Here is a 12,404-nt window from a genome sequence, read left to right as displayed (position 1 = left end):
GTTCATCTTGCGGGGAATGGGTGTGTCTTGTTTTGATAGTTTGGTGTGCTATTTGATAGCTTGGTGTACTTGAAATTGAATTGGCGTCTTGTAGAGCCTCTATGTTTTCTATGAAGCCTTTTTCTCATAAAGAACATAGAGGGATTTTTAAGTTGGAGATTTTATAATGGCGAGTATGATCACTTTATTCCATTACAGCTCTGAAGATAACCACTCTTTTTCTGAAAAAGGCATGTTAATATCGGGTGCAAGTGATGAAGGTGAAATGCTCGTCGATTGGTTGTTTGGCGGCATGTTTTCTGACATATCGATTGGCGTAAGACGATTTTCACCGCTCACCGTTTGAAGGCTCATTGCAAGGGTTTGATTGTAATTATTCTCCTCATCAATGGTTTCTGCATGGAACCAATGACCTTGTAAACGCTCGTGTGTGATATCCAGTACCACATATCCACGACGGAATAATTCCACAAATTTCATGTGCGGATTCGTTGCCAGTAATAATTGTGCGGTTTGCTCCGCTTGGACTGGGTCTTCAACACCGGGAGAACTCACCGCAGGCGTCACAAATTCTACGGCGACTGAGCCTTCTCCAGTTTCGGCGTTATAGGTATCGCTATTGTATGGATCGCGGGTCAAGTCCATACCCCATGAGGTATGAATGTCGCCGGTTAAAATAGCGGTGTTATCAATACCGTTGCCGCTTAAGTAATCAAAAATTCTGCCTCGTTCTGCTGCGTAACCATCCCACTGGTCAAAATTAAACGGTGCGCCACCGATTTGAAATTGCCCCATCATGACTTGCTGCCCTACTAAGCGCCAACGATTCCCTTGTTGGTGCGAATCGGAAAGCTGATCGGTAAACCAGTTAAACTGAGCTTCCCCCAGCAGCGTGCGTGACTCATCGTTGGCATCGTCGATATTATCAATTTGTTGATCTCGACCGTACAGGCGAGTGTCTAGCATAATTAAGTCCATCAGGTCGCCAAATTGAAAGCGGCGGTAAATGCGTGATGGATCATTTTTATCCGTCAGGCGTATGGGCATCCATTCATAATAGGCACGAACCGAAGCAGATTTACGCTCGCCCCAATCGCCTTCTCCCAGTTCAGGATTGTGGTTTTCAGCGCCACCAGTCCAGGAATCATTGGTGGATTCATGATCATCCCATACTGTAATAAAAGGGTGTTGACGATGGGCTTCCTGTAAATTGGGGTCAGTGCGGTATTGCGCATAACGCTGACGATAATCTTCGAGCGAGACAATTTCTCGGTTGGGCTCGGGAATGCGGTCTTTCTCTGTTCCGTCTCCATATTCGCCGTTGGCGTATTCGTAAATATAATCCCCTAGATGCAGTACAGCATCCAGGTCGTCCCGCTGAGCGATCATGCCATAAACGTTGAAATAACCATAAGGGTAATTAGAGCAAGAAACGGTGGCCAATTTCAGTTGGTCCACATGCCCTTTGGGTAAGGTTTTGGTACGGCCAATGGGTGAGCAATTACCAAAGCATTCAAATTGATAATAGTAAGTGGTATTGGGCTGTAAACCGTTTGGGTCTATTTTAACGGTAAAGTCTTGGGACTGTTTGGTGAAGGTATAACCACGGCATACAACACGTCTAAAGTGAGGGTCTTTGGCAACACGGTAACGAACGGGCACTTTTATGTAAGACGGAATATCGTCTGCAAGGGTAATCCGAGTCCATAAAATGACACGATCTTGAAGCGGATCACCGCTGGCCACACCATGGTTGAAGGCAATAAGGTCTTTCTTTTTCCAAGGAAAAAACCCTCGTGCATGACTCATGGATGCAGTTGTGCTCGCTGCTGCCCCCAGTGCGACGGCAGACTTTGAAAATAAGCGGCGTGTAAAAGCCATAAGAACCCCCAAATTTGGTATCGAATAATCAGGCTATGGTTAGCTCAATTGATGCATTTATAAGCGATGCTTTTTGAGCGACTTGCACAGTGCAAATCAATAGATAAAACTTGCCAGCGATACCGTAACGGGCGTGTGTGAATCTTCTGTGACGCTTAAATGATTTTTGTTTTATGTGAAGGCATGAGCAGAAGTTTGTGAAGAGAATAAGAAATGACCTTATTGATGAGGGGGCATCAATAAGGTCAAAAAAGGAAAAATTAAGTGTTACTTTACTGAGTTAACAATCAAGAAAGTAAAATTATTATTCCTGCCGGTTAATGCCATCAGAGGTCACACCGGGCAGGCCGGTATTTGCCGGTTGATTTGGGAAGGAAATATAACCTCCACAGCCAACCACCACCACAACTTCTGTTGGTCCATTAATATTCATTCCGTTGCTTTTCATGTAAATACTGGCATCAGGGGTGCGCATTACGGAATTATCAATCACATAGCGATAATCGCCCCCAAGCCCCAATAGGCGTAATTGTGGTGGGCGTTGATTGGGGCCTTGTGAATTTCGGTAAAGATAAAAACTACAGCAGACTGGCTCCGGGTTAACACCACGTCTGTCGATATGGGCAATTTCTGTGGACATCATTCGTGTAAATTGTCGTGAACTCCAATGTACCAGAATGTCATTAGGGCCCAATTGAACAAGGGGGCCAAGCACGTTTTCTGGGTTGTTAGAGGCCATGTCATTGGGTTGTGCCGGGGAGTTGCTACAGGTGTGGCATCGACAGTATTTAGCCATAGGTTTGTTCCTTCAATGATTTACCATTTTGAGGCGTTATAGAACGCTTTTAATCGCGAGAGAGTCTATAAACTTATTATTATGTCCTGTGCTGTGCATTAAACAGCTTTATGAGACTCTGTGAGTATAGGGTTTACTAAGCCTTATCGTTAGATGCTGGAGAGAATTTCCGAAAAGTTTAGTATATTTGTTTCTTTACGTGCCATTTTTGGATGATTTTGGCGATATAAAAAAAATTACTTCTACTATTTTCCTGCTTGCATCGCCATAATCATGAAATTACGAGGTGTCGCTTGATAACGACAAAATGTACCGACGGAAACATTCAATCCGGCTTCTTCCAGGCGTAGCGCCCGATCTAAAATTAACCAAGCCTCCAGTGGGCGAGAAAAACATTTTCGAACCAGTTCAGCCCGCTCATTCCATCGATAATTTCTTACACCTTCACGAAGTGCCGAAGGCCACAATTGAGGGTTATTGTTATGAAGGCGTGCATTTAAATCGAGTAGGGTAGTTTCGTTTTGAAAAATAGAAGCGATAAATTCTGGAAAAGATTGATTAAATAATTTTTTGCTCATCTTTTTTTGACAAAGTGTATTTTCCTCTCTTTCTGGTATGCTTTGTTGATGACACCATTGTCGTAAAGCAAAACGATACACTTTTTCACGTCGGCGAGCGATTTTTTCTCGCTTTCCAGCCGTCACCGTTTGTTGTACCGCAAGATGCAAATCTTTTCGTGTTAACCAAAAAGGGGCAGAGTTTGATGGTGAAAAACTGTCTTTGGCTAATTGACTAAAAGGCCGATAAAAATCCGTGTTAATTTTATGAAAACAGCAAGGGGAAAAGGCAATGCCCGGTGCGTGATGGTGAATACACGTTTCCACTGCCTGACGATGCAAATCACCACAAGCATGAAGTGCGGTATAAAACGAAGCATTGGCATTCACGTTATCGGGCAGGGGATTCATCACATCATGATGAATAAATTCCAGCGACTGTTGTTTTTTTTCTGCTAATTCATTGCCTTGCCGACATAAAATTTCATCGTACTCCAAGCATTGCACGGGTTGTTGAAACCGCTGAAATAACAGCCCAGCTAAATGTCCTTTGCCCGAACACCAATCTAAAATAGGGGAATCCACTTCAGGCAATGACTGGCTAAACGCTAGCGTTTGTTCCCATTTTCGGCCAGGGATATGAGTGTGGCTGAATTTGTCCGGTGTAAAGTGGGTATGAGGTACAGGGAGAGGGTTTTCTAATAATTGAATCGTTTCGTTTATGGCGGCTAACCCAGGAATGAATTTATGGAGAGCGTTTCTTAAATGATTACTGTCGTTGGTAAGGTGTTGAATGTCACTGTTGGATAGCGCTTTTAAAAAATCAGTTAAGTCAGGGTTGTTTTCTGCCCATGATAAGGGTTGATTTTCTATAAGGTGATAAAAAGGGACTGGTTTCCATAAATAAGAAAAATTTTGTAAGTAGTGGGTGAGGGATAAAAAGTGGCTTTCTAAAGTGGGTGTGTTCATGGGGCTTGGCTTTTCTAAGATTTCTTAAGTATTGTAAATAAAAGTTATAAAAATAGCGATTTTCTATGTCTTTTTCTCTGTCATTACTTCTCTTAAGAAGTCTTTGAAGTGGGTGGTGCCTGTTGTTAAAGGGGGGAATAAATCAGGCGCATTGAGTTGAATAAATAAAGCGATTTTATTTATTTCTATTTGTTGTTGGTTTGGATATAATTTCGCCCTCTTAATTCTAATGTGTTTGTTATTTGTTCGGGTTCGGGTGAATCTGGACTCCTCTATTTGGTAGCTTTTAGTATCTTAATTCTTAAGTGAAATCTTTTTTTTAAAATGAGCAGGTTAATTTCCATACTTTGGTGTGGTTGATTGTCATTTTTGCATTATTGCCGTTTGAATACATAAAGGTACGCCGAAGAGCGTCTCGAGTGAATAGTTTTTGGTCTTTTTTGGGGTGTTGTTAAGGATGAGTGGTTGCGTTCAAGAGAATCGAAATGTCGATGAACTGTGTATTTTCTCTTTTTTGTTTTTTTGTCTTCTTTTTTTACTGTTTTTTAGTAGTTTAAGTATTGCGGGAACCCATGGTGTTTCTGGGCCTGCTGAAAGTATAACGGGTAATTATACGATTTCTTGGGGGCGCGTACCTTCTGATTACAACCTTCCCGCTCAGGATCATTTTGAAGGTGTGGCTCATATTAGAGAGTACTTTAATGGGGAGTTTGTACGCCGATTAACACCCAATTCTTCTTCCCGTAATATTAATGTCGTTGTCGATAAAACAGGCGAGTATCGCTACGATGTAGTGTGGCGAATACGTACCTGTTACAACCCTTTTGAGTGTAATTTTGACTTTGGGTATGAGAATAAATCTATTGGCTCCCATACTGTTCGCTCTATCCTTCACATTGATAAACCGGGTAATGTTAGCTATCAGAATCTGTCCCATGCTAATCAATTTGCAGACAATAATAATAACTTTGTATTGCGTTGGGGGGAGGCATCGTTTGGCGCGGATGCATTTCAAGTACAGCGTCGGCGTGAAGGTGGGAATTGGGAATCTCTTTACAGTGGGAAAAATCAGTCGCTGACGATCAGTGATCAGGGAAATCATGCGGCTTGGTATCGAGTACGTGCTTGTACGGCCAACTATTCTTTTTGCGGTGCATTTCTTAATTCTAATCTCTTAACGGTGGCAGTTCCTCCTTCTGTTCCTGCAAGCATAAACGGTATTCCAGCGACAGACGCTGATGGAAAGTATACAACTTCTTGGTCAAAGCCTAATGGCAGGGTTACGGGTTATACCTTGCAGCAACGGCGCAATAACGGTAATTGGACAACAATTGATTCTGGCTCCGATACACAGCATTCGATTAACAATTCAACGGATGGCACTTATCAATTCCGAGTGCGAGCCTGTAATCAGGTTGGGTCATTTACCCAATGCTCAGGGTTTCGAGAGTCTTCAAACAGTATTGTGGCCATTACCCCAGGTGTGCCCCCTTCTTTAAAGGCCGGAGACACGTCTGCGTCACGTAATTTTACTGCTTCTTGGGAAGTCACTAGCGGACGTGTCGATAGCTACCAAGTGTTTTACCGAAATACCAACAGTACCCAATGGATTGGTGCTGGCTCCAGCAATGCGGACGCTCGTTCACAGTCTGTTCTGGTGCCGTCTGATGGGACGTATCAACTGAGAATCCGGGCATGTAATTTAGAATCGACATTCAACTCCTGTGGGGCGTATCGTCACTCAGACAATGTCACCGTTGCAACCAGAGCGCCTAAGCCTACCGGTTTTCGTGAATTTCCTCGTACGAATACTTCTGACAACGTCACCCTAAAATGGTCTGCGGTGGCGAACAACCACTTTGATCATTATGAAGTATTTCGACGAACCAATGGTGCTGGGTCTTGGGTAGACCTTGGCAATACCGTTAGCAATGAGTTCAATGTTGCGGGTTTGAATGATGGCTCGTATGAGTTCCGGGTGCGGGCTTGCAACGTGGAAGGGAGTTTTGAAGCGTGCAGTGATTTCTTATCTTCTCCCTCTATGGAGGTACGCCGAATTCCGGGTGTCCCAAGTAAGCCCCGTTATGATCTCACCGCAACGGGAAGTCTTTCCGTCGAGTGGGGGGGAGGCGTTGTCGAAAGTGGCGTGTATTACCAATTGCAATACACCCAGGTGGATGTGCCGCCCCAAGAATCTCATTGGGTGTTGCCGAATGCTCAGAGTCACTTAAATCAAGCGTCAGCGACCAGTGTGGCATTGAGTGATGGCTCAGTGTTATTTCGTGTGCGCGCGTGTAAAACGGCGTGGTCCTGCTCGGCTTTCTCCGCAGCGGGTGAGCGTGCCACTGTGCGTAATCCTTTGGCACTCCCAAGTGATTTTCAGCTCCCAACTGAAAATCAGGGAACGTTGAATTATTTGTATTCCACTAATTTGAGAGTCTCATCAAAAACGCGCCCTTATTTTTTACTCTATGGTCGTCAAGCCATTAGCTCAGAATGGACTATTGTTGAGCGTTTTGACATTGAGAATATTCCAGGCCGTGATGGTCAGGTACATTTTCAAGCCCGAGGCCTCGTTGGAGGAGGGTGGGATTTTGCAGTTCGTGTTTGTAACCAATTCAATTGGGCGTGTTCGGCGTTATCTCCAATGCAAAGAGTCACCGTGATGGCTCGCCCGGAATGGGCACACATCGGTGGTGCTGTGCCTGAACCCGTTTTTTCCCATCAAGATGTTCCTTTCAATGACTATAACGGCCCATTACCCGGTTCGGGTGCCACTAATGGTGGTACGGCCACTTATTTGATTCCTATTCAATTACCCCCGGGGCGCAATGGTTTTGAGCCCACCGTGGCATTGAATTACTCCAGTAAGGGGGGGAATGGCATTGCCGGTGTGGGCTGGTCGTTAAGTGCAACTTCGGCCATTGGTGCCTGTTCATCCACCTATGCACAAGATGGTATGGGCCATAACCGAGATCATCAAAAATGGTGCTTAGATGGGCAGCGTTTGATGCTGGTGTCCGGTAATCGCAACGATGGTACCTTCCGTTTGGAGCATGATCAGGAAGTGATTGTTCGTTCGTCCACGACTGGTGGCCATCGAGAGTTTACGGCAACTTACCCTAATGGCCATATCCGTCGTTTTGGCCACAGCAGTAATCATAATTTTGATGATGGTTTGAACTTCTACCTGCGCCAGTGGGAAAGCTCAAATGCCCAAAATGTGGTGCATTATGACTATGAGCGCGTCGGGCAAACCCAAGAAGTGCGTTTAAAGCGCATTCATTATACGGGCACGGGCGCTACCCGAGGTGATCGCTCGGTAGAATTTTTGTACCAAAGTCGCAGTGATACTTTACATGGAGTGCGTTTTGGTAAGGTGCAGCAACGACGCTCTCGTTTGTACAGTATTCGAACTTTTTACAACGGTACCCAGGTTCGCGGTTACGGTTTGCGTTATACCCGCAGTGAAGCCAGTGGTCGTTCGTTATTGTCTTCCATTCGCACTTGTGGTTATAACGGCCCGAATCAGCAGTGCACGGAATACACCAATGTCGAGTGGCAAGATCAAGCACCCCGCTATCAATTGGAGTTACTCACTGACAACCAAGGGAATGAATTACACCCAGGGCCGTCGGCAGCATTGATAAGACACCTCCCTCAAGGGGATCGCAACGGCGATGGTGTGAGTGATTGGCCAGGGCGTTTTATCTCTGCTGAAGGACAGAGCACACCGAACAATTTTACCTTGAAAAATTGTGTCTACTCTTTACATGGGAATCGTAGGCGCTGTGTTGAGGGTGATTTTAACCAAGATGGTCGTACCGACAGTTGGCGAGTGCAAAATGGGATGTTGCAAATCGGTTATACCTCAGCAGACGCCTCCCGCACCAGTTGGAGTGGTCGGACAGATGTTCCTTTGGATGCTATTGTCGACAATGAAGCTGTTCGTTACTCCCAGGATTTCTTGTTCGCGGTCAATGATTACAACGGCGATGGTTGGTTGGATATTATTGTCCACCGCAACAACAATCGTCGACCTACCGTTCATGTGTATCTTCACACTCAAAATAACGCTAATCCGTATATTGCTCAAGGTGGCCGTCAAATTTTTACTTACCCCTTTGAGGGTGCAGGGTGTGGATTGCCTGATGGTTTTGGTCCGTGCCTTTTCCAGAATGAGTTACAGCCAACTGGGGATATGGATGGCAATGGCTTACCCGATTTTATACAACTTAGTAAGCCTAATTTTCATGTAGAAACGATTATGGTGGCGGATGTTATTCATCTAACTAAGGTGGATGCCGCAGGTAATATTAGCTTACAAGCGGTGCCATTGGATTTTGTTGAACACTCTCCTGTATCCGCTTATTCCTCGTTTATTGATGTGAATGGAGATGGTCTAGCGGATTGGATTGGCTGGAAATCGACTACAGATGGCCAATTGTATTTGGCGATAAATCAGGGTGAGGGGAGGTTTGGTGAATTACAGTCTCTAGGCGTTTCTCTTTCGACTAAAGCTGTTATTTTAAACGGTGATATTTTTGGTGAGACATACTCTGAAGTTCGTGTGCCGCGTTTTGTGGATGCCATTCAGCAAATGGATATAGACGGTGATGGCCGGGTTGAATTGTTAGTCCCTGGTCGTATCGAGGTAGAAGGGTGTCATACGTTGCTAGAGCGAAATCAGCATCGCTGGTTTTGTGGTTCAGAGCTTCATGGCACCTATCAAGTTACAAAAGGTGCTCGGGTTTACGAAGAGTCGATTCCAAACTACGCAGATCACAATATTTATCAATATCGTGCTTTGCATTTTCAAGAAGATGCGCATGGTAATTTTTCAGCTCGTGAAGAAAATACAAACCTTTATGGTGGGGCGAATAATACTTTCACATTAGATGCTTTTGGCAACGGATTGACTGACATGGTCTTCACTTATGGGTGTGCAAATTCGAATTGTCGAATGAACTCGCCCTCAGTGGGTAGCCCGCTTTCAGGGTTAAAAGAAGGCGTTTATATCAACCGTAACTACGGCAGTACCGAAGTATCCAGCCCGACTTTTGCGGATTATGAAGCGGTAGATGCTGTGAAGGCCATCGATAACGGTGCGGGCATTCGCTATGAGTGGGATCACCTTCCCCTTAATTCTCAACAGGTGCCCAATTTATATCGCACCGACCCTGGTTATGTGGACGACAACGCCCATATCCACTTCAGTTCCAGCATGCAAGTGGTGCATGAAATGCGAGTCAGTAACGGTGTGGGGGGCAACAACCGCACTCGTTATCAATACGAAGGTGCGGTGTACAACAACCAAGGTCGTGGGTTTGCAGGCTTCCGGACCATTCGCGTGTTTGATGATGCCGACGGCTTAGTCACCCAAACCCGTTTCCATCAAAAATTCCCGTTCACCGGACGCGTCGAGCAAATAGAGACCTACACGCAAGGGGAATTTCCCAGCGGTGAGCCGTTGTCGACGGCGAGTCATCTCTGGGTGGTGAATGACGCTCACCGTCAAGTTTGGGGTAGCCAGGGCTTAGTGAAGGTATTTGATACTCGGGCCGACAGCGAAACCTTTGATTTACACAGCCATGAGTCTGTGAGTCGTACGGTGCGAACCATTAATAATGGTGATGTAGATCAGTACGGTAATGTGGCCCGAGTGACCAGTACCACACTTGATGCAGTGGGCACTTACGTTGCGATAAATGAAGCCGACTTCACGCCAGCCAATGACCAATGGCCCCACCGCTACGCCAGCCAAACCGTGACCAACCGTAAAGTGGGTTATCGCAGTGGTCAGGTGCCGGCCATGGGTGGCAGCAATATTGATAAAGTTGTGACCACCTTAGTGGATGAGTGGGACACAACCCATCGTGTGCCGCGTATTGTCACTGTTCGCGGTGGTACAGCCAGCGCCGCTAACGATGGTGAGAGCACCACTACAACGACTCACTTTAATGCCTTTGGCTTACCTACTCGCGTGGATGAGCGGGGGAATGTGCTGAATGACAGCGGTAATGCATCTGCGCAAACTCGCAGCACTCGTTACACCTACAGCAAAGATGGCCACAATGCCGCGAATGACGGTTACTTTGTATTGGAAACGGCTACGCCAGTAGGAGGACGAACGTTAGTCACCCATACCACCTCTAACCCGCACCATGGCAGAGTGGAAACCACCACGTCACCCGCCGGGGTGAGTACCGCCCAGTACTTTGACCCGTTGGAAAAACCCTTCACGGTGATCACCGATGGAGAAGCCTATCAGCGGGTTCGCTTCTTGAAGGTAGATGCCTCGGTAGATACTGATGCACCGCCTTATGCGCGTTACCTCCGCCAGACTTTCCAGCAGGGGGCACCCTCCGTAAAAGAATACGTGGATGCCTTGGGCCGAGTACTGCGTACCGTGGTAGAGGGGTTTGATGGGTCGCCGATTTATCAAGATGTGACTTACACTGCCCGTGGCCACCAATCCCAACAGACCAACGCTTATTACAGTGTGTTTGACCGTCTTACCACGACTCACAGTGACTACGATGCTCTGGGGCGTGTGGGTCAGAAAGTGACTGAGCAAACCAATGGTCGTCTCTCGATTCGCTACACCTACAACGGTTTAACCACCTCTGCAGCGGTCACTGCAGACGTCGGCCACAACATCGAAGTACAGCGCACCTACAACAGCCGCGATCAACTGATCAGCACTGTGGATGCGGAAGGTGGCCGTACGCGTTATGCCTACGACGCTAACGGTAACGTCATCGCCATTGAAGACGCCCAGGGCAATGTCATAAGGGCCGATTACGACAACCTCAGCCGCAAGCGTTGGGTGAATGACCCTAACCAGGGCCGGACTAATTTTGTTTACAACCGTTTTGGTGAACCTGAGCGAGAGCAAGATGCCAATGGCCAAGTGATTCACTACGATTACGATACGTTAGGCCGATTAACCCGTCGCAACAGTGCTGGCTCGGTGGCCACTTTTGAGTGGGATACCCAGCGCCCAGGGTTGATGACGGCCCAATCTGAAAGCGGCGTGCGTTATCGATACGAATACGATTTTGCAGGCCGTATGGTGGCTGAACACACTGAGATCGGTGGTGACACCTTCACGACGCGACATCAGTTTGCTCAAAACACTGGGCACCCCTTAGCCATGGTCTACCCCAACGGTTTGCAGGTGGCCTACGAATACAACGACCTTGGCTATCTCACCACCGAGAAAAACGCTGCCAGCGATTACATCTATCGCGAAGTGACCGAGCAAGACGCTCGTGGCATGGCCACTCTGTACGGTTTAGGGGCGGCTTACCAAAGCGGCTTTGCCCTCACCGGCGAGGGGCATTACAGCGGCCATGGGCAGATGCTGGAAACCCGTGTGTCTCGCGGCAATGTGGACGTGCACCACTGGCTATACCCGGCCACCGACCACGACAGTTACGGTAACCTATTGGTGCAGTACAACCGCAGTGAGTGGACGGGTGCTTTAGGTGTTGCTTCTGGGGAAGTGAATGCCCAAGAGACCTTTGTGTACGATCGTCTGCATCGGTTAAGCAGTGCCCAGTTACTGGCAGATGGAGACACTACCCGCATGGAATTGCGTTACGACGCGGTGGGTAATATTACTCAGAAGTCGGACTACGCGAGCAATTACGAATACGCCCGCAGCAACGGTGCTGGCCCCAATGCGGTAACGGCGGTGCAGTTAGCCGATGGTTCCCGAGAGACTTACGGGTACGACCGCAAAGGCAATCGTATCAATCGCAATGGCGTGCAGGAAATCACCTACAACGTTCACAACAAGCCCACACGCATTAACAAAAACGGCGCCACGCTCACCTTTGCTTACGGGCCAGACTTGGCGCGGTATCAGCAAGTTCGCACCGTGGCAGGGGAAACCACCACCACAACCTATGTGGGCAAGCATTACCAGCTCGAACGCTCCGCCCAAGGCACGGCTTGGAAGGCGTTTATTGGTGATGTGGCCATTGTCAGCCAAGGGGCGGATAACCAATATAAGCTGCGCTTTACCTTGCGTGATCGTCTGGGCAGCGCCACTACCCTCACGGATGACAACGGCCAAGTCACGGCCCGTCGTCACTTCGACCCCTTCGGCAAACCACGCCAGGGGAATTGGGCGGAGCTGGATATCGCGCAGTTGGGGGAAAACCCCTTCGACAGCGATATGGCCACCCGCCGAG

4 protein-coding genes are annotated in these 12,404 nt (G+C 47.3%); 1 reads left to right on the top strand and 3 read right to left on the bottom strand.

Translation table 11 applies throughout. The features are described 5' to 3' along the window. Positions 1-192: 192 nt before the first annotated feature. The 3 genes from LU351_RS18925 to LU351_RS18915 all read right to left on the bottom strand — a co-directional run bounded on the left by LU351_RS18925 (position 193) and on the right by LU351_RS18915 (position 4,203). Entirely contained in the window at positions 193-1,881 is a 1,689-nt protein-coding gene (locus LU351_RS18925) for an alkaline phosphatase D family protein (RefSeq protein WP_232595668.1), read from the bottom strand. A gap of 304 nt (positions 1,882-2,185) precedes the next feature. Continuing rightward, a complete protein-coding gene (locus tag LU351_RS18920) occupies positions 2,186-2,677 on the bottom strand; it encodes a hypothetical protein (protein ID WP_232595667.1) in 492 nt (163 codons plus the stop codon). A gap of 245 nt (positions 2,678-2,922) precedes the next feature. Continuing rightward, positions 2,923-4,203 carry a methyltransferase gene (locus LU351_RS18915; RefSeq protein WP_232595666.1) on the bottom strand — a complete coding sequence of 427 codons (1,281 nt, stop codon included), beginning with the start codon at positions 4,201-4,203 and terminating at the stop codon, positions 2,923-2,925. A 457-nt stretch (positions 4,204-4,660) separates the two neighbouring features. Here LU351_RS18915 and LU351_RS18910 point away from each other — a divergent pair. Further along, positions 4,661-12,404, top strand: a 7,744-nt coding sequence (locus LU351_RS18910) for a fibronectin type III domain-containing protein (RefSeq protein WP_232595665.1), incomplete at its 3' end; no start/stop codon positions are given.

The sequence above is a fragment of the Marinibactrum halimedae genome (genome assembly GCF_021234875.1).
Taxonomy (GTDB): domain Bacteria; phylum Pseudomonadota; class Gammaproteobacteria; order Pseudomonadales; family Cellvibrionaceae; genus Marinibactrum; species Marinibactrum halimedae.
Note: the sequence above shows the minus strand (reverse complement) of the source record. Positions and strands in the feature narration are given on the sequence as shown.